This window comes from Streptomyces murinus (genome assembly GCF_002154555.1).
In the GTDB taxonomy this organism is placed as follows: Bacteria; Actinomycetota; Actinomycetes; order Streptomycetales; family Streptomycetaceae; genus Streptomyces; species Streptomyces murinus.
In genome coordinates this window covers 1-17,929 of record NZ_MUNF01000343.1, presented here as the reverse complement: position 1 = coordinate 17,929, position 17,929 = coordinate 1, and the positions used below count along the sequence as shown (strand labels likewise).

17 protein-coding genes, 1 pseudogene and 1 CRISPR repeat array are annotated in these 17,929 nt (G+C 70.9%); of the genes and pseudogenes, 15 read left to right on the top strand and 3 right to left on the bottom strand.

All coding sequences use genetic code 11. The features are described from left to right. The 12 genes and pseudogenes from CCN72_RS21045 to CCN72_RS20990 form a co-directional block, all read left to right on the top strand. A partial coding sequence (locus CCN72_RS21045; protein WP_143664152.1) for a type I-E CRISPR-associated protein Cse1/CasA occupies positions 1 to 735 on the top strand: 735 nt, incomplete at its 5' end. Then, positions 732 to 1,589: a type I-E CRISPR-associated protein Cse2/CasB gene (casB, locus tag CCN72_RS21040; RefSeq protein ID WP_086808858.1), complete on the top strand. Its 858-nt coding sequence runs from the start codon at positions 732 to 734 to the stop codon at positions 1,587 to 1,589. The genes CCN72_RS21045 and casB, both read left to right, overlap by 4 nt. 45 nt (positions 1,590 to 1,634) lie before the next feature. Continuing rightward, complete coding sequence (gene cas7e / locus CCN72_RS21035; protein ID WP_086808857.1) at positions 1,635 to 2,840, top strand: type I-E CRISPR-associated protein Cas7/Cse4/CasC; 1,206 nt, start codon at positions 1,635 to 1,637, stop codon at positions 2,838 to 2,840. Further along, a pseudogene (gene cas5e, locus CCN72_RS21030) lies at positions 2,837 to 3,654 on the top strand (type I-E CRISPR-associated protein Cas5/CasD). Before cas7e ends, cas5e begins: the two are co-directional and overlap by 4 nt. Further along, on the top strand, positions 3,654 to 4,382 hold the full coding sequence (gene cas6e / locus CCN72_RS21025) for a type I-E CRISPR-associated protein Cas6/Cse3/CasE (RefSeq protein ID WP_086808856.1): 729 nt from the start codon (positions 3,654 to 3,656) through the stop codon (positions 4,380 to 4,382). Before cas5e ends, cas6e begins: the two are co-directional and overlap by 1 nt. Beyond that, entirely contained in the window at positions 4,379 to 5,341 is a 963-nt protein-coding gene (cas1e, locus tag CCN72_RS21020) for a type I-E CRISPR-associated endonuclease Cas1e (RefSeq protein WP_086808855.1), read from the top strand. Before cas6e ends, cas1e begins: the two co-directional genes overlap by 4 nt. Beyond that, a complete protein-coding gene (cas2e, locus tag CCN72_RS21015; RefSeq protein WP_086808854.1) occupies positions 5,338 to 5,685 on the top strand; it encodes a type I-E CRISPR-associated endoribonuclease Cas2e in 348 nt (115 codons plus the stop codon). The genes cas1e and cas2e overlap by 4 nt, the downstream gene beginning before the upstream one ends. 347 nt (positions 5,686 to 6,032) lie before the next feature. Continuing rightward, complete coding sequence (locus tag CCN72_RS21010; protein ID WP_086808853.1) at positions 6,033 to 7,310, top strand: sensor histidine kinase; 1,278 nt, start codon at positions 6,033 to 6,035, stop codon at positions 7,308 to 7,310. Beyond that, on the top strand, positions 7,307 to 7,987 hold the full coding sequence (locus CCN72_RS21005; RefSeq protein WP_085564364.1) for a response regulator: 681 nt from the start codon (positions 7,307 to 7,309) through the stop codon (positions 7,985 to 7,987). Before CCN72_RS21010 ends, CCN72_RS21005 begins: the two co-directional genes overlap by 4 nt. Before the next feature lie 342 nt (positions 7,988 to 8,329). After that, complete coding sequence (locus CCN72_RS21000) at positions 8,330 to 11,431, top strand: efflux RND transporter permease subunit (protein ID WP_086808852.1); 3,102 nt, start codon at positions 8,330 to 8,332, stop codon at positions 11,429 to 11,431. A 116-nt stretch (positions 11,432 to 11,547) separates the two neighbouring features. Further along, a complete protein-coding gene (locus tag CCN72_RS20995; RefSeq protein WP_086808851.1) occupies positions 11,548 to 11,838 on the top strand; it encodes a type II toxin-antitoxin system RelE/ParE family toxin in 291 nt (96 codons plus the stop codon). Continuing rightward, on the top strand, positions 11,835 to 12,188 hold the full coding sequence (locus tag CCN72_RS20990) for a helix-turn-helix domain-containing protein (RefSeq protein WP_085564367.1): 354 nt from the start codon (positions 11,835 to 11,837) through the stop codon (positions 12,186 to 12,188). Before CCN72_RS20995 ends, CCN72_RS20990 begins: the two co-directional genes overlap by 4 nt. A gap of 368 nt (positions 12,189 to 12,556) precedes the next feature. After that, positions 12,557 to 13,011: direct repeats of the CRISPR family, unit length 27 nt; unit sequence GACCACCCCCGCATGCGCGGGGACCAC. Between the two features lie 292 nt (positions 13,012 to 13,303). On the opposite strand, the gene pspAA is transcribed toward CCN72_RS20990, so the two are convergent. Both pspAA and CCN72_RS20980 read right to left on the bottom strand, forming a co-directional pair. Continuing rightward, positions 13,304 to 13,582: a PspA-associated protein PspAA gene (gene pspAA, locus CCN72_RS20985; protein WP_086808850.1), complete on the bottom strand. Its 279-nt coding sequence runs from the start codon at positions 13,580 to 13,582 to the stop codon at positions 13,304 to 13,306. 37 nt (positions 13,583 to 13,619) lie between these two features. Next, positions 13,620 to 14,417, bottom strand: a complete 798-nt coding sequence (locus tag CCN72_RS20980) for a PspA/IM30 family protein (RefSeq protein WP_086808849.1) — start codon at positions 14,415 to 14,417, stop codon at positions 13,620 to 13,622. A gap of 256 nt (positions 14,418 to 14,673) precedes the next feature. Here CCN72_RS20980 and CCN72_RS20975 point away from each other — a divergent pair, with 256 nt between their 5' ends. The 3 genes from CCN72_RS20975 to CCN72_RS20965 all read left to right on the top strand — a co-directional run bounded on the left by CCN72_RS20975 (position 14,674) and on the right by CCN72_RS20965 (position 17,352). Next, complete coding sequence (locus tag CCN72_RS20975) at positions 14,674 to 15,297, top strand: DUF3043 domain-containing protein (protein WP_086808848.1); 624 nt, start codon at positions 14,674 to 14,676, stop codon at positions 15,295 to 15,297. Positions 15,298 to 15,380: 83 nt separating this feature from the next. Further along, on the top strand, positions 15,381 to 16,082 hold the full coding sequence (locus CCN72_RS20970; RefSeq protein ID WP_086808859.1) for a class I SAM-dependent methyltransferase: 702 nt from the start codon (positions 15,381 to 15,383) through the stop codon (positions 16,080 to 16,082). A gap of 187 nt (positions 16,083 to 16,269) precedes the next feature. Then, a complete protein-coding gene (locus CCN72_RS20965; RefSeq protein ID WP_086808847.1) occupies positions 16,270 to 17,352 on the top strand; it encodes a S1C family serine protease in 1,083 nt (360 codons plus the stop codon). 165 nt (positions 17,353 to 17,517) lie between these two features. Here the strand turns inward: CCN72_RS20965 and CCN72_RS20960 are convergent, their stop codons facing one another. Next, positions 17,518 to 17,730, bottom strand: a complete 213-nt coding sequence (locus CCN72_RS20960) for a hypothetical protein (protein WP_037652930.1) — start codon at positions 17,728 to 17,730, stop codon at positions 17,518 to 17,520. Between the last annotated feature and the right edge of the window lie 199 nt (positions 17,731 to 17,929).

The window sequence follows — 17,929 nt, the reverse complement described above, 5'->3', positions numbered from 1 at the left end:
TGGCGAGGGCTGGCCGCTCTGCTCCCGGCCCGTCGGAAGTCCTCGGACGGCGGGAAGCGGGGGGAGCCCGAGCGCGAACTGCCCTCCGGCATCGCCCGCTGGTTCACGCATGTGATCACCGCCGCCGAGATCCCCCCGGGAACGCTGGTGCGGCTGCGTCTCGTGGGTGCGGTGTACGGCACCCAGCAGTCGGTGATCGACGAAATCGTGGACGACTCCGTGGTCCTGCCCGTGATCACCTTGCATGAGGGGAACCCGGTCTTCGGCGCAGCGGCGGTCGACGCCGTTCACGATGCGGAGAACGCCGTCAAGGCCCTCGGCGGGCTGGCCGGTGATCTCGCCCGTGCCAGCGGTACGGACCCCACGACGCCCGTCTCCGCCGCCCGTGACCTGGGCTTCGGCACCTTGGACGGACCGTACCGGGCCTGGTTGAAGGGCCTGCTGTCCTTCCCTGATCTGGAGACGGCACGGCGCGCGTGGCGGAGCACGGTGCGCCGTCATCTGCTCGGACTCGGCCGGCAGGTGCTCGACGACGCCGGCCCGGCCGCGGACGAGGGCCGGCTGATCACCGTCCCGGGCGGCGGTACGCGGCTGATGGACACAGGCCGCGCCGAACAGCTCTTCCTCATCCGGCTCGACAAGGTGCTGGGGCCGCCCCAAAGGCCGGGCCCCGCGCGTCCGCTTCCTGCGGGCACGGAAGCCGACGGCCACGACCTCACGCGGAGCACATCATGACCACGACCACGGGAACCGCCGGTACCGATCGTCCCGCGGGACACCGCAAGCAGCACGCTCCTTCCCTCGTCCGGACGGCCACCGGGCGCACGGTGAGCCGCCTTCAGGGCGGCTACCGCAAGGACAGCCCGGCGGCCGTGGCCGCCGTGGCACGGTTGCGACGGGAGGTCGGCCGGGACGCCCACGCCTCGCCCACCAACTGGGGGCTCGACCATCTGGAAGCGCTCACCGAGCTCCGGGAGCGCAGGAACGCGGAGGACGAGGACCCTACCCGTCATCTGGTGGCGGGAGGACAGCGGCAGCAGGAGGCGCGCGAGGACCGCGAAGACCGCGCGGTCCATCTCGCCGTGACGCTCTGGGCGTTGCACCAGCAGTCGCTGCGGGACGAGCCGATGCACGTCCCGGGCTGGTCGCTGGGCCGGTCCGTACGGCGGCTGGCCGAGGAGAAGTCCTCGGGACCCGGCCTCCCCACGCAGCGGACCGGCGACGAGGAGGCGCAGGAGGGCACCGGGTACACCTCGGTCGAGGACGTGAGTGCCGCCATACGCAAGCGGTTCGTACGGATCGGAACGTCGTCCGATCTGGAGACGCTGGGCCGGCGGTTGCGCGAGATGGTGCTGCTGCTGCGCGGCGCCCGCATTCCGCTGGACTACGGCGACCTCGCCGACCAGATCTACCGCTGGCAGTACGAGACGGGCCGGGTCGAGGCCAGGCGCCGCTGGGGCCGGGATTTCCACCGAGTTCACCGGAGCGGCCGATGGGAGGAGGGCGGCACCGGGGCGGGGGACGACACGGGTTCGCCCGCCGGCTCACCCACCGGTTCCGACGCGTCCGCGGCCGTGGACGCGGACTGACCGCCGCGCACCGCACATACATCGCCCGAAAAGATCGGAATCACCATGACCCGCACCATCCTCGACATCCATGTCCTTCAAGTCGTCCCGCCGAGCAATCTCAACCGCGACGACACGGGGACGCCCAAGTCGGCCTACTACGGCGGGGTCCGGCGGGCACGGGTGTCGAGTCAGGCCTGGAAACGGGCCACCCGCACGGCCTTCGAGAAGCTGCTGCCGCCCGAGGCACTCGGCGTCCGTACGAAGAAGATCGCCGAGGCGCTGGCCGATCGCATCATCGACCGGAATGAGTCGCTGGCGCCCGTCGCGGTTCAGCTGGCCGCCGAGACGCTGAAAGCTGCGGCGGGAATCAAGGTCGAGGTGCCGAAGCGGAGGGCGAAGAACGGAGACGAGGGTTCGGCCGCGCCCGAGTCGTCGTACTTGATGTTCCTGAGCAGCCGTCAGCTGGACGCCCTCGCCGAGGTGACGGTCGAGGGCAGCGGCCCCGAGGGTGACCTCAAGGTCCTCCAGACCTATCTGAAGGACAAGGAGAACAAGGCCAAGGTCCGGCAGGCGGTGGACTCCAGGCACTCGGTGGACATCGCTCTCTTCGGACGCATGGTCGCCGATGCCGCCGACCTCAACGTGGACGCGGCCTCACAGGTAGCTCATGCCATCAGCGTGCACAAGTCGGAGATCGAATCCGATTACTACACCGCCGTGGACGACCTCAGCGGCGCGGAGGAATCCGGCGCCGGAATGATCGGGACCATCGACTTCAACTCGGCGACCCTCTACCGCTACGCCGCCGTGGACGTGGACGAGTTGACCCGCAACCTGGGACTTGGGCTGCGGACGGACGAAGCACCCAGTGCCCCGGTGGAAAAGGCGGTCGGGGCTTTTCTGGACGCCTTTGTCACCTCCCTCCCGACGGGAAAGATCAACACCTTCGGGAACCACACACTGCCCTCCGCAGTGATCGTGCGGCTGCGCGACCGCCGGCCGGTGAGCTTCGTCGGCGCATTCGAGGAGCCGGTGCCGCAGGGGCCGGAGGGTGGCTACCTCCGGGAGAGTTGCCGCAGGCTCGCCGCGTATGTACCGGACCTGGAGAAGCAGTACGGCATCGAGGCTCCCGAGCACGGCTGGGTGTTCCGCGTGGGCGAGGAGACGGAGGCGCTCGAACCGCTGGGCCACCGGGTGTCGTTGGACGCCCTCGTACAGGAGGTGCAAGAGGCGGTGGCGGCGCGGGTGAGCACTGGAGCTGGCGCATGACGGTGTTGCTGCTGCGGCTCGCGGGTCCGCTGCAAGCCTGGGGGTCGGCCGCCCGGTTCGCCCGTCGCACCACTGAGAACGCACCCACCAAGAGCGGTGTGCTCGGGCTGCTCGCCGCCGCCGAAGGTCGCCCCCGCGGTGCCGACCTCGCCGACCTGGCCGCACTGCGTTTCGGCGTACGCGTCGACCAACCCGGTTCCCGGCTGCGGGACTTCCACACCGCCCACCACGGGGACTCCGGCAAGGCGATGCCCTTGTCCGAACGGTTCTATCTCGCCGACGCGGTTTTCGTCGCGGGCGTCGAGGGGGACTCCGCGCTGCTGGACCGCCTGTACGAGGCCGTGCGCGCCCCCGTTTTCTTCCGTACCTCGGCCGGCGTTCCTGTCCGCCGTCCCGCCCTCTCGACATGGGCCGGCCCTTTTCGGGCCCCGGCCTGGAGGACGCGCTACGCGCCGCGCCCTGGCAGGCGGCGACCTGGTACCGCAAGCGCATCGGACAGGCCGCGCAGGCGTACGGACAGACCGGGTATGGAGGACCGGGCCCGAACGGTCCCCCGCCCCCGGTAGCCGTGGATCTGCTGCTCGACTGTCCACCGGGCGAGCTCCCCCATCTGTCCCTCAGGGACACCCCGGTGAGCTTTGATCCCCGTCATCGGCAGTACGGGCTGCGCGGCGTGGTCACCTCCCTCACCGAACCTCGGCGGCACTCGCCCGACGGCGCTCCCGCCCCCGAGCACGACCCGACCGTCCTCCTCCGCTCCCTCGATCCCACCGCGAGCACCAGCACGGCAGAGCACCGTCCGAGGAACCGCTGATGTATCTGACCCGCTTCCGTATCAACATCGCCCGGCCCGGCGCTCGTCGGCTGCTCGGATCACCGCACTTCATGCACGGCGCCGTGAACATGTCCTTCCCCGAGGTCCCACCTCGTGGCGAAGACGGGCCGCGGGTCCTGTGGCGCGTGGATCCGGCCGCCGCCGGACGTGCCGATCTGTTCATCGTCAGCCCGATCCGACCCGACCTGACTCATCTCGTGGAACAGGCGGGGTGGCCGAGCGCCGAGCAGCCGGGCTGGACGACCTTCGACTACCAGGAGCTGCTCGACCGGCTCACGGTCGGCAGCACCTGGGGTTTCCGGCTCACCGCGAATCCGGTGCACCACATCCGCAGGCCACAGGACTCCAGGGAGGCACCGACGAAACGGGCCGCGCACATCACCCCACGGCACCAGATCGGCTGGCTGCTCGACCGGCAACAACGGGCCGGTTTCGAGGTACTGCGGATCCCTGCCGAACGCCGGCTGACCGAGCACGGCAGCGAGCACGAAGTCATCGTGCACCACAGGACACCCACTCAATTCGGCAAGTTCGAGGGCGTGGCACACCGCAGTCGGCGGCAGGTCGACTTCACCCGCGTCACCTTCGACGGCCGGCTCCGCGTCACGGACACCGACGTCTTCCGCCGTACTCTCACCCACGGGCTGGGCAAGGCCAAGGCGTACGGCTGCGGGCTGATGACCCTCGCGCCGGTGCGCGCGTCATGACCACCGTCAGCCGCCGCGGCGCGTCCTCGCCCCGGGAGCTCACTCGGGTCGGTGACCGGGTCTCCTTCATCTACCTGGAACGCTGCACAGTGCACCGGGAGGACAACGCGATCACCGCGTCGGACGCAGACGGGGTCACTCACATCCCGTCCGCGACCATCGGGACGCTTCTCCTCGGCCCCGGAACCCGGCTGTCCCATCAGGCGATGGCCGTGCTCGGGGAATGCGGGGCCGGAGTGGCGTGGGTCGGTGAGCAGGGAGTGCGTTTCTACGCGGGCGGACGAGCCCTCACCCGTTCCTCCCACCTCGTCGAGGCACAAGCGACGGCCTGGGCGAATCGCCGTACTCGACTCGATGTGGCTCGGGCCATGTACCGGATGCGCTTTCCCGAGGACGATCCGTCCGGCCACACCCGGCAAGAACTCCTCAGTATGGAGGGCCGGCGGGTGAAGGAGTGTTACCGCCGCGAATCGGCCCGCACTGGAGTCCCTTGGCGGCGGCGCGAGTACCACCAGGGCGACTTCGCCGCGGGCGATGCGGCCAATCAGGCCGTGACCGCGTCCGCGCAATGCATGTACGGGGTGGCCCACGCCGTGGTGGCGGCGCTCGGCTGTGCGCCGGGGCTGGGCTTCGTGCACTCCGGGCATGAGCGCTCGTTCGTCTTGGACATTGCCGATCTCTACAAGACGGAGATCGGGATCCCGGCCGCGTTCGACGCGGCCGCCGTGGGTGAGGAGGACGTGGCGACGCGCACCCGCCGGGCGCTTCGCGACCGCATCAACTCCACCGGCCTGCTCGACCGTTGCGTACGGGACATCAAAGAGCTGCTGCTTGGGCAGACCGGCCTTGCCGAGCCCGAGGGGACGGCCGATCGGGTGAGTCTCCAGTCGGACGGGGGCCGGCTCGTCGAGGCCGGCCGCAACTACGACGGACCCACTGACGAGGAGCCCCTCTGGTGACGGTCATCGTCCTCGCCAACTGCCCGCCGGGCCTGCGGGGCTTCTTGACCCGCTGGCTGCTGGAAGTCTCCCCCGGCGTCTTCCTGGGCTCACCCTCGGCCCGGGTACGCGACATCCTGTGGGACGAGGTCCGCCAGTACCGGGGGAAAGGGCGTGCTCTGCTCGCCTATCAGACAGACAACGAGCAAGGCTTCACCTTCGCGACCCACGAACACGCGTGGCACCCCACCGATCACGAGGGCCTCGTCCTCCTCAAACGCCCCTCATTCCCCGTGAACTCGCCGACACCACCGCCGCAGGGCTGGAGCAAGGCCGCCAAAAGACGCCGCTTCGGTAACTCCTGAAGCCTCCCCCTACCTACCACTTGATCCGAAATGCCCCCTTCCCTTGAAAGTAAGGCACACTCCATAACCCACCAACAAAACCCCAGCTCACGAACTGTGGTCCCCGCGCGTGCGGGGGTGGTCCCGGATCACCCATCAGCATCCGGACCGTGCAGGCGGTGGTCCCCGCGCCTGCGGGGGTGGCCCCCTGCATATAGGTGGGGCCGGGAGAGAAGGCGGTCTCCGTGTCTGCGGGGATCGCCTCTCTTGCGTGCAATTCTCCGTGGCGCCGCTGTAGGCAGCGTGCGTCGGCATGGGCTGCGTCGGCTCGGTCCCGGCGCACCGAACCCCGCCGTACTGTTCCTTGTGTGACCACTCTCGAACGCGCCCGCTGCGAGCTGAAGGCCCACCCCCTCGCGCTCGACGCGGCCCTCGCCGCGGCCGTTCTCGTCTGCATGGTCGCCGGCTCCCTCGCCACCCCCAAGGACGGGCAGGGCGTCACCTGGGGCACCCACGTCCCCGCGCCCCTGAGCCTGCTGCTGATGCTGCTGGCCGCCGTCGCCCTGGTCTTCCGCCGCCGCGCCCCCCGTACCGTCCTCGCCGTCACCGGCACCCTCTCCGTCGTGGAGTGCGTCACCGGCGACCCCCGCGCGCCCGTCACGATGTCCGCCGTCATCGCCCTGTACACCGTCGCCGCCACCACCGACCGCACCACCACCTTCCGCGTCGGCCTGCTCACCATGACCGTGCTGACCGCCGCCGCGATGCTTGCCGGGCCCCTGCCCTGGTACGCGCAGGAGAACCTGGGCGTCCTCGCCTGGACCGGCATCGGCGCCACCGCGGGCGACGCGGTGCGCAGCCGCAGGGCCGTCGTCCAGGCCATCCGCGACCGCGCCGACCGCGCCGAGCGCACCCGGGAGGAGGAGGCCCGCCGCCGGGTCGCCGAGGAGCGCCTGCGCATCGCCCGCGACCTGCACGACGTGGTCGCCCACCACATCGCCCTGGTCAATGTGCAGGCCGGGGTCGCCGCCCATGTCATGGACAAGCGCCCCGACCAGGCCAAGGAGGCCCTCGCCCATGTCCGCGAGGCCAGCCGCAGCGCGCTCAACGAGCTGCGCGCCACCGTCGGCCTGCTCCGCCAGTCCGGCGACCCGGAGGCGCCCACCGAACCCGCCCCCGGCCTCAGCCTCCTGGAAGAGCTGGCCGGTACCTTCCGCAGCGCCGGCCTGCCGGTGGAGGTCGCCCGCACCGACCAGGACACCCGTCTGCCCGCGGCCGTGGACCTCGCCGCCTACCGGATCGTCCAGGAGGCCCTGACCAACGTCCGCAAGCACGCGGGCGCGGGCGCGCGGGCCGAGGTGAGCGTCGTACCCGTCGGACGGAACATCGAGATCACGGTCGTGGACGACGGCTCCGGCGAGACCGGTGCCCCCGGCACCCACCCCGAGGGCGCCCCTGACTCCGCCCCCGAGAAGGGCGGCGGCCACGGTCTGCTCGGCATGCGCGAACGCGTCGGCGCCCTCGGCGGCACCCTCACCACCGGCCCCCGCTACGGCGGTGGTTTCCGGGTCCATGCGATCCTTCCGGTCAGCACCACCGACACCCGCATCGACGGCCGTATGACGGCACCGGGGGAGCCCGTATGACGATCCGTGTCCTGCTCGCCGACGACCAGGCCCTGCTGCGCAGCGCGTTCCGGGTGCTGGTCGACTCCGAGCCGGACATGGAGGTGGTGGGGGAGGCGTCCGACGGCGCGCAGGCGGTCCTGCTGGCCAAGGAGCGGCGCCCCGACGTCGTCCTCATGGACATCCGTATGCCCGGCACCGACGGCCTCGCCGCCACCCGTCTGATCAGCGAGGACGCCGATCTCGCCCAGGTGCACGTGGTCATCCTGACCACCTTCGAGGTGGACGACTACGTGGTGCAGTCGCTGCGCGCCGGCGCCTCCGGCTTCCTCGGCAAGGGCAGCGAACCGGAAGAACTGCTCAGCGCCATCCGGATCGCCGCGGGCGGCGACGCCCTGCTCTCCCCGGCCGCCACCAAGGGCCTGATCGCCCGCTTCCTCGCCCAGGGCGACGGCGACGACGACCGCGCCCCCCTCCGCGCCGAGCGGCTCGACGCGCTCACCGGACGCGAGCGCGAGGTGCTCGTCCAGGTCGCCGGCGGCCACTCCAACGACGAGATCGCCGAACGCCTCGCGGTCAGCCCGCTGACGGTGAAGACGCATGTCAACCGGGCCATGGCCAAGCTCGGCGCACGCGACCGGGCGCAGCTCGTGGTGATCGCGTACGAGTCCGGTCTCGTCCGGCCGCGGGTGGACTGACGGTGGACCGACCTCCACCCGCGCACACCCCCACGACTCTCGCCGGCCCGGGTGCGTACCCGTACGTCTCCACCCGCCCGTACCCCACTTCTCCACCCGCGTGTACTGCGCGCGGAGTAGGAGACGGGTAAGGAAACGGGACCTGCGGCCTACGCTCCGGGCCTCCTGGATGGCCGAGGGTGGTGGGGTGTGGACGCTCCTGGGCGTCCGTCGCCGCTTCCCGCGCACCCTGTGGGTCCCTTGGGTCCCATGTGTCCTCTGGGGCCCATGTGTCCTCTGGGGCCCATGTGTCCTCGGTGACCGGAAGCGCTTCTGCCGCTCACGGAAGAGAGACCCTCACCCATGTCCTGGCTGTCCAGATTCAGCCTCGCCCAACGGGCCCTCATCGGACTGATCTCGATCGTCGCCCTGGTCTTCGGCGCGATCGCGATACCGCAGATCAAGCAGCAGCTGCTGCCCACCATCGACCTGCCCATGGTGTCGGTGATCGCGCCGTACCAGGGCGCCGCACCCGACGCCGTCGAGAAGCAGGTGGTCGAGCCGATCGAGGACGGCCTCCAGGGCGTCGACGGCGTCACCTCGGTCACCTCCACCGCGGGCGAGGGCAACGCCGTGATCATGGCGTCCTTCGACTACGGCAACGACACCAAGCAGATCGTCGCCGATGTGCAGCAGGCCGTGAACCGGGCCCGCAATCAGCTGCCGTCCGAGGTCGACCCGCAGGTGATCTCCGGCTCCACCGACGACATGCCGACCGTCGTGCTGGCCGCCACCTCCGGCAAGGACCAGCAGGCGCTCGCCGACCAGCTCGACAAGACGGTCGTACCGGCGCTGAAGGACATCGACGGCGTCGGCCGCGTCCAGGTCACCGGCGTCCGCGACCTCCAGGTCGATGTCACCCCCGACAACGCCAAGCTGGCCGAGGACGGCCTCACCCCCGCCGCCCTCGCCCAGGCGCTCCAGGCGGGCGGCGCGAGCGTCCCGGCCGGCTCCTTCGACGAGAACGGCGCCAACCGCACCGTCCAGGTCGGCGGCGGCTTCACCACGCTGGAGCAGATCAAGGACCTCACCGTCACCGGCGCGGGCGCCCACAAGGCCGTACGACTCGGTGATGTGGCCACCGTCAAGGAGCAGCCGGCCCCGGCCGACTCCCTCACCCGCACCGACGGCAGGCCCAGCCTCGCCGTCAACGTGACCATGGACCACGACGGCAGCGCGGTCACGATCTCCAACGCGGTCAAGGACAAGCTGCCCGGCCTGCGCGAACAGCTCGGTCCCGACGCCAAGTTGACGGTCGTCAGCGATCAGGGTCCGGCCGTCTCCAAGTCCATCAAGGGCCTGACCACCGAGGGTGCGCTCGGCCTGCTCTTCGCGGTCCTGGTCATCCTGCTCTTCCTCGCCTCGCTGCGCTCCACGCTGGTCACCGCGGTGTCCATCCCGCTGTCCGTCGTCCTCGCGCTGATCGTGCTGTGGACCGACGGCCTGTCCCTGAACATGCTCACGCTCGGCGCGCTGACCATCGCCATCGGCCGGGTCGTGGACGACTCGATCGTGGTCCTGGAGAACATCAAGCGGCACCTCGGCTACGGCGAGGAGCGCCGCTCGGCGATCATCGAGGCGGTCCGCGAGGTGGCCGGCGCGGTCACCTCCTCCACCCTCACCACGGTCGCGGTGTTCCTGCCGATCGGCCTGGTCGGCGGCATGGTGGGCGCGCTGTTCGGCTCCTTCAGCATCACCGTCACGGCGGCCCTGCTGGCCTCCCTGCTGGTCTCGCTGACCGTCGTCCCCGTGCTCTCCTACTGGTTCCTGCGCGCCCCCAAGGGCACTCCCGAGGACGCGGCGGAGGCCCGCCGCAAGGCCGAGGAGAAGGAGGCGAACAGCCGCCTCCAGCGGGCGTACGTCCCCGTGCTGCGCTTCGCGACGCGCCGCCGCCTCACCAGCGTGCTGATCGCGATCGTCGTCCTGGTCGTCACGTTCGGCATGTCCGGACTGCTCAAGACCAACTTCTTCGACCAGGGCGAGCAGGAGGTCATCACGATCAAGCAGGAGCTGAAGCCCGGCACCAGCCTCGCGGCGACCGACGCGCAGGCGAAGGAGGTCGAGAAGCTCCTCGCCACCACCGACGGCGTCAAGGACTACCAGGTCACCATCGGCTCCTCCGGCTTCATGGCGGCCTTCGGCGGCGGCACGGACACCAACCAGGCGTCCTACCAGGTGATGCTGAAGGACTCGAAGTCGTACGACAGCGTGCAGAAGCACCTGGAGAGCGGCCTGAAGGACCTCAAGGGCATCGGTACGACCACGGTGTCGGCCGGTGACGGCTTCGGCAGCCAGAACCTCAGCGTCGTGGTGAAGTCCGCCGACGCCCAGACCCTGCGTACGGCGGCCGAGCAGGTCCGCTCCACGGTGGCCGGTCTTGACGGCGTCACCGACGTCACCAGCGACCTGTCCACCGGCGTGCCGCGGATCTCGGTGCGGGCCAACGCCAAGGCGGCCGCGGCCGGCTTCGACAACCAGAAGCTCGGCGCGGCGGTGGCCCAGGCGGTGCGCGGTACGACGGCGGCGAAGGCGACGCTCGACGACACCGAGCGCGATGTCGTCATCAAGTCGGCCGAGCCCGCCACGACCGTCGCCCAGCTGAAGAAGCTGCGCCTCGGCCCGGTCGAGCTCGGTGACATCGCCACGGTGAAGCTGGTGGACGGCCCGGTCTCGCTGACCCGGATCGACGGCCAGCGTGCCGCGACGATCACGGCCAAGCCGACCGGTGACAACACGGGCGCGGTCAGCACCCAGCTCCAGTCGAAGATCAAGGCCCTGAAGCTGCCCGCGGGCGCCGAGGCCCAGATCGGCGGTGTCACCTCCGACCAGAACGACGCCTTCAAGAACCTCGGCCTCGCCATGCTGGCCGCGATCGCGATCGTCTTCATGCTCCTGGTCGCGACCTTCCGCTCGCTGGCGCAGCCGCTGATCCTGCTGGTCTCCATCCCGTTCGCGGCGACCGGCGCCCTCGGGCTGCTGATCATCACGGGCACCCCGATGGGTGTCCCGGCCATGATCGGCATGCTGATGCTGATCGGCATCGTGGTGACCAACGCGATCGTGCTGATCGACCTGATCAACCAGTACCGGGCTCAGGGCTACGGCGTGGTCGAAGCCGTGGTCGAGGGCGGCCGCCACCGCCTCCGCCCCATCCTGATGACGGCCCTGGCCACGATCTTCGCCCTGCTGCCGATGGCCCTGGGCGTCACGGGCGAGGGCGGCTTCATCGCCCAGCCGCTCGCGGTCGTGGTGATCGGCGGCCTGATCACCTCCACCCTGCTGACCCTCCTGCTGGTCCCGACCCTCTACGCCATGCTGGAACTCCGCAAGGAACGCCGCGCGAACAAGAAGTCGGCCAAGCGGCAACTGTCAGCCCCGGCGGAGCCGGACCTGGCCCAGGTCTGACCCCGGCCGCACACACGGAGGGGCACCCCCTGGATATCCGGGGGGTGCCCCTTTGGGCTTTCCGGCTCATGGACGACTCGTTCGGGTGACCGGAGCGGGACGACGCCGGCGCGTCCCTGGTCCGTGATGCGGTCGAACTGCTCGCGGATCAAGGGCCGACGCTGGGCAGGCCCGCCGTGGACCGGATCCACGGCTCACAACTCCACAACCTGAAGGAGCTCCGCCCGGGCTCGTCCGGGCGGAGCGAGATCCGCATCCTGTTCCTGTTCGACGCCCGGCGCCAGGCCGTACTGCTCATGGCCGGGGACAAGGCGGGAAATTGGGACGGCTGGTACCGCGACGCGATCAAACTGGCCGAGGAGCGATACGAGCGCTACCTGGAGACCCCGAGCGAGGAGATCGAATGAGTAAGCACTACCGGTGGGAGTCCTCGCTCGACGCCAGGCGGTCGGCGGATCCGGGGATCGACGCGCCCGAACGCGTCGCGGCAGCCCGTGCGTCCCGCGAGGCGGCAACGTTGGGGCACCATCTGGCCGAACTCCGCCGCCGACGCGGCCTGACCCAGACGGAGGTGGCCGACAAGATGGGCGTCTCGCAGGTCCGGGTCTCGCAGATGGAGAACGGCGACATCGACCGGATGCAGGTCGAGTCCATCGCCGCCTACATCGCGGCTCTGGGTGGGCATCTGCGTCTCGTGGCGGACATCGATGACGTCAGCACCACGTTCGTCGACTACACGGATCTCCTCATCGCCTGACTGCTGACGGCACGACTCGGCTCCCACCCGCTCTCGCGCCAACATGCGTTGCCTCTGGGCGAGCACGGGCCTAGGCATCCAAGGTCCGACCTTGCACCCGTCCACCCGGCCGCCCGCGACAGCACTGAGGAAACCCCGCAGGCGCGGGGACCACCAGATCGAGTGCCAGACCCCGGGCGTCGCCCGAGGACCACCCCCGCACACGCGGGGACCACATCCTCAACCCCGACAGCGTGGAGGACCGGCGGGGACCACCCCCGCACGCGCGGGGACCACCCACCGCATCAAACCCGGACAGATCTACCGCAGGGACCACCCCCGCGCGCGGGGACCATTGCTGGTCCCACCCGCCTGCGTGCGGCTGGAAGGGACCACCCCCGCATGCGCGGGGACCACGACTTGTACATCGACGTGCCCAGCACCATGTCGGGACCACCCCCGCATGCGCGGGGACCACCCGCTCGGCGTGCTCGGCGGGCGTGAGCTTGCGGGACCACCCCCGCATGCGCGGGGACCACCGGGGTGGACGGGGCCAAGGGCGCGCTTCCGGGAGACCACCCCCGCATGCGCGGGGACCACGCGTCCGCCGGCCCGGAGGACCTGCTGGAGGAGGGACCACCCCCGCATGCGCGGGGACCACCTCGGCGGCGAGGCCGGCGTCATGGCCGACTGGGGACCACCCCCGCACGCGCGGGGACCACGACCGCAACCGACTCCGCGCCGAGCGGGACCAGGGACCACCCCCGCACGCGCGGGGACCACTCCAGCCGCGTCTCCTCGCTGACGGCCTGGGCGGGACCACCCCCGCACGCGCGGGGACCACAGTTTGCGAGCTGGGGTTTTGGTGGGGCAGGGAGGCGGAATTCCTTGCTTCTCGGGAAGGGGATATTTCGGGTCTTTCTGCTGTTCATTCGGTGCGGGGTAGATGCTAGACGTGGTTCGCACCGGAAACGTTGAATGGCCCTATCGGCTGTGATCACCGTACGGACGGTGTTGGCAAGGATTCGCGTCAGCATCCGTCGGCTCGGGGCACGACGTATGACGGTTTTCGCACGTCCCCCGCACCGCCGGGGTGGGTAGGGGATCCTTCGCAGTCAGCCCAGATCCCCGGACGCTCAGTCCGGGATCAGGCCGTCCTCGTTGAGCATCAGGCGGACCTCCGCCAGGGAGGCGTCCGGGGACGGGAGGATCAGGTCGGAGGGTTCCAGTTCGTCGTCCGCGAGGGGGGTGCCGAGTCGGCGGACCGCGTCGAGGAGGGCGCCCAGGGTGCGGCGGAAGCCCTCCTCGTCGTCGTTCTCCGTCTCGGCCAGCAGCTCGTCGTCGAGCTTGTTCAGCTCGGCGAAGTGGGAGTCGTCCAGCCTGACCTGGCCCTCCCCCATGATCCGTACGATCACGTCGGCCTCCTCGACTCGTCTCCCGGCTGCGGCCCCGCTACTGCTTGTCGAAGCGCGGGGTGTCCTGCGGCTGCTGCTGGGCCTGGGGCTGCCCCTGACCGGCGCCGCCCTCAATGGCCTGCTGCTGGGTGCCGCCGGCCAGCTCGGCCTTCATGCGCTGAAGCTCCAGCTCTACATCACTACCACCGGAGAGCCGGTCCAGCTCGGCCGCGATGTCGTCCTTGGCCATGCCGGTCGGGTCGTCCAGGGCGCCGGAGGCGAGCAGCTCGTCGATGGCGCCGGCGCGGGCCTGGAGCTGCTGGGTCTTGTCCTCGGCCCGCTGGATCGCGAGGCCGACGTCGCCCATCTCCTCGGAGATGCCGGAGAAGGCCTCGCCGATCCGGGTCTGGGCCTGGGCGGCGGTGTAGGTGGCCTTGATGGTCTCCTTCTTGGTGCGGAAGGCGTCCACCTTGGCCTGAAGGCGCTGGGCCGCCAGGGTGAGCTTCTCCTCCTCGCCCTGGAGGGTGGCGTGCTGGGTCTCCAGGTCGGTCACCTGCTGCTGGAGCGCGGCGCGCCGGGACAGCGCCTCGCGGGCCAGGTCCTCGCGGCCGAGCGCGAGCGCCTTGCGGCCCTGGTCCTCCAGCTTCCCGGACTGCTGCTGGAGCTGGTTGAGCTGCAACTCCAGGCGCTTGCGGCTGGTCGCCACGTCGGCGACCCCGCGGCGCACCTTCTGGAGCAGCTCCAGCTGCTTCTGGTACGAGTAATCGAGGGTCTCGCGCGGGTCCTCGGCCCGGTCAAGGGCCTTGTTCGCTTTCGCGCGGAAGATCATCCCCATACGCTTCATGACACCGCTCATGGGCTTCGCGCGCCCCCTTCTGACGGACTCCAGCTCACCGATCCTGCGACAAGACCCACAGTACGGGCCTTGACTCCATTACCGCACTGTCCGGGGCGTGATGCGCTCATCCCCAAGAACGACTGCGGACAGTACCGCTCCGGCGCAGGGAGGAGACGGTCCCCCACTCGAACCCCGCTCCGGGCCTGTGGAACGCCCCCTCTGCGTCGTACAGACGCTCGGTGTTGCCGGATCGTTCCCAGCCGGACTGCGGTCCATGCCTCGGATGCCCTTACCCTTGGTCTTTGTGTTCCGTAGCCGTGCCAAGGAAGAGAAGTCCCAGGCCGACAAGCCGGTGAACTTCTCCAAGCAGCCCCGCGACCCGCAGGCCCCGAAGGGCAGGCCCACGCCCAAGCGCAGTGAGGCCCAGTCCCAGCGCCGCAGCGTCGCCCATACGCCGACGACGCGCAAGGACGCCTCCAAGCGTCAGCGCGAGGAGCGCCGCCAGGCGCTCCAGAAGCAGCGCGAGGCGCTGGCCGGCGGTGACGAGCGCTATCTGCCGGCCCGCGACAAGGGCCCGGTCCGCAGGTTCGCCCGCGACTGGGTGGACTCGCGGTTCAACGTGGCGGAGTTCTTCCTGCCCCTCGCCATCGTGATCCTCGTGCTCAGCGTGGTGCGGGTGCCCTCGATCCAGAACATCGCGCTGCTGCTGTGGGCCGTGGTGATCGTCCTGATCGTGGTCGACGCCGCCGTCAGCGGTTTCCGGCTGAAGAAGCGCCTCAAGGAGCGCTTCCCCGACGGCAACACGCGTGGCGCGGTGCCCTACGCCCTGATGCGCTCCCTCCAGATGCGCCGGCTCCGGCTGCCGAAGCCGCAGGTCAAGCGCGGAGAGCGGCCCTGAGCGCAGACGCTTTCACCGGGGGTGCGGCGCACTCCTGGCTGGACAAGGTGGGCGGGCTCCGGGATGTCGTACGCCAGGAACTGGTGGCACGGCAGCTGGACGAGCAGATAGCCGGGCGGTTCCCGGTCGGGCGGCGGCTGCGTGTGCTCGACGTGGGGATCGGGCAGGGCACCCAGGCCCTGCGTCTGGCCCGCCTCGGTCATCAGGTGACCGGGGTCGAGCAGGATCCGGTGATGGTCGCGGCGGCGCGCGAGGCGCTGGCCCGGGAGCCGGAGGGCATCCGGGAGCGGGTGCGGCTGGTGCAGGGCGACGGCCGGGACACCGGAGTGCACTTCCTGCCGGGCAGCTTCGACCTGGTGCTCTGCCACGGTGTGCTGATGTACGTCACCGAGCCCGATCCGCTGGTGGCGGGTCTGGCGCGGATGCTGGCGCCGGGCGGTCTGCTCTCGCTGCTGGTGCGCAACGGCGACGCGCTCGCCATGCGGCCCGGTCTCGCCGGTGACCCGGCGGGCGCGCTGGCCGCCTTCGACACCACCGCGTACACCAACCGCCTCGGCCTGAATGTGCGGGCCGACCGGCTGTCCGCGCTGACCGCGACCCTCGCGGGCATCGCCGCCCCGCTGCACGCCTGGTACGGCGTGCGGGTCTTCACGGACCTGGCGGCGGACGACGCACCGCTGCCGGACGATCTTCCGACGCTGCTCGCGGCCGAGGAGCGGGCGGGCCGCACGGATCCGTACCGGGGCGTCGCGGCGCTGCTGCATCTGTGCGGGGTACGGGGCTGAACCCCCGCGGGCTGCGTGGCCCCCACAGAGCGCGCGACCCCCACAGAGCGCGCGACCCCTGCAGGCTGCGCGACCCCCACAGAGCGCGCGACCCCTGCAGGCTGCGCGACCCCCACAGAGTGCGCGGCTGAGCCCGATCGGGGCAACACGGCGGGCCCGCTGATCAACGCGCGGCCAGACTCGGTGCATGGACGCTTCCGCTTCCCGTACCCCTGTCCGGTGCCGCGCCTTCCTCGCCCTCGTACTGCTGTGCTGCGCGGTGTTCGGCGCCGGCTGCGAGGGTCCCGGCGCGCCGAGCGCGCGACGGCCCGGCGCGGCGACGGCGAGCCCGGTGACCGTGCCGATGGCGGCGGCCGATCTCCAGAGCGCCTACCAGCGGGTGATCAGGCAGGCGCTGCCCTCGGTGGTGCAGATCGAGGCGAGCCGTGATCTGGGCTCCGGGATCGTGTACGACGACCGGGGGCACATCGTCACCAACGCGCACGTGGTCGGCGACGAGAAGACCTTCCGGGTGACCACGGCGGGCAACGAGGAGCCGCTCACCGCGAGCCTGGTCTACTCCTACCCCCAGCAGGACCTGGCCGTGATCAAGCTGGACCGGGTGCCGGACGGGCTGAAGCCCGCGGTGTTCGGGGACTCCGAGAAGGTGGAGGTCGGCCAGATCGTGCTGGCCATGGGCTCGCCGCTCGGGCTGTCCTCCAGTGTGACCCAGGGGATCGTCTCGGCGACCGGGCGGACCGTCAGCGAGGGCAGCAGCGACGGGGGCACCGGCGCCACCATCGCGAACATGGTGCAGACCTCGGCGGCCATCAACCCGGGCAACAGCGGCGGCGCCCTGGTCAACCTCGACGGGCAGGTCGTCGGCATTCCGACGCTGGCCGCCGCCGACCCCAATCTGGGCAGCGCGGCGGCCGGGATCGGCTTCGCCATCCCCGCGTCGATGGCGCGGACCATCGCCGGTCAGATCGTGCGCGAGGGCCGGGTCGTGGACTCGGGCCGGGCCGCGCTCGGCATCACCGGGCGGACCGTGGTGGACGACCGCCTCCAGCCGGCCGGGGTCGCCATCGCGACCGTCCGCAGCGGGGGCCCCGCGGCACAGGCGGGGCTGCGCGCCGGCGACATCATCACCAAGGTCGGCAACCGGCCCATCACCACCATCACCTCGCTCCAGGAAGCCCTGGCGGCGGCCGAGCCGGGCCGGCGGACGACGGTGACGTATCAGCGCGACGGGGCGGAGCGGACGGCGCAGGTGACGCTGGGCGAGCAGTGAGGGTGACCGTGCGGATCGCGGATGAGGATGAGGAGGGGTACGACCTTCCGGGTGCCGGACCTGCGGGCTACGGCCCTCCGGGTGCGGAGCCTCCGGAGCACGGCCTTCCGCGTGCCGGGCCTCCGGGTGCCCGGGCCCCGGGATGCACCCCTCCTCAGCGCGGCGTCAGGAGGCGTCGGCGTGCAGGCTCATCGGGCCGTAGATCTCGGTGGTCTCCTCGAACAGCCGTACCTGGTCCGCGCCGCCCTCCATGAGGGCCCGCCAGTGCTCCCCCACCCAGGACTCGGCGTCCCCCTGGGTGGTGAACTCCTCGGGCTGGACCGCGGGCTGGACCTCGCTCCCGTCGGCCTTCTCGAACCGCCACGTCCATGCCGTCATGTGGGCCTCCTAGTGATCCGACACCTGCTGGAAGAGTAGACGGAAGCGCAATACCCGATCGGACAGGCGAAAATCGTTCCGTGGAAGTGACTCTGCTCGGTACCGGTGCCCCCGCCGGCCTGCCCCGCCCCGACTGCCCCTGTGCCGCCTGCGCGACGGCGCTGGGTCCGGACGCGCGGGCGGCACAGGGGCAGTCGGG

Coding starts and splice junctions, on each gene's coding strand:
- CCN72_RS20990 (WP_085564367.1), top strand. CDS start 11,835: ATGAGTAAGCACTACCGGTGGGAGTCCTCGCTCGACGCCAGGCGGTCG.
- CCN72_RS20960 (WP_037652930.1), bottom strand. CDS start 17,730: ATGACGGCATGGACGTGGCGGTTCGAGAAGGCCGACGGGAGCGAGGTC.
- CCN72_RS21005 (WP_085564364.1), top strand. CDS start 7,307: ATGACGATCCGTGTCCTGCTCGCCGACGACCAGGCCCTGCTGCGCAGC.
- CCN72_RS20975 (WP_086808848.1), top strand. CDS start 14,674: ATGCCTCGGATGCCCTTACCCTTGGTCTTTGTGTTCCGTAGCCGTGCC.
- CCN72_RS20965 (WP_086808847.1), top strand. CDS start 16,270: ATGGACGCTTCCGCTTCCCGTACCCCTGTCCGGTGCCGCGCCTTCCTC.
- cas1e (WP_086808855.1), top strand. CDS start 4,379: ATGACCACCGTCAGCCGCCGCGGCGCGTCCTCGCCCCGGGAGCTCACT.
- CCN72_RS21000 (WP_086808852.1), top strand. CDS start 8,330: ATGTCCTGGCTGTCCAGATTCAGCCTCGCCCAACGGGCCCTCATCGGA.
- cas7e (WP_086808857.1), top strand. CDS start 1,635: ATGACCCGCACCATCCTCGACATCCATGTCCTTCAAGTCGTCCCGCCG.
- cas6e (WP_086808856.1), top strand. CDS start 3,654: ATGTATCTGACCCGCTTCCGTATCAACATCGCCCGGCCCGGCGCTCGT.
- casB (WP_086808858.1), top strand. CDS start 732: ATGACCACGACCACGGGAACCGCCGGTACCGATCGTCCCGCGGGACAC.
- CCN72_RS20980 (WP_086808849.1), bottom strand. CDS start 14,417: ATGAGCGGTGTCATGAAGCGTATGGGGATGATCTTCCGCGCGAAAGCG.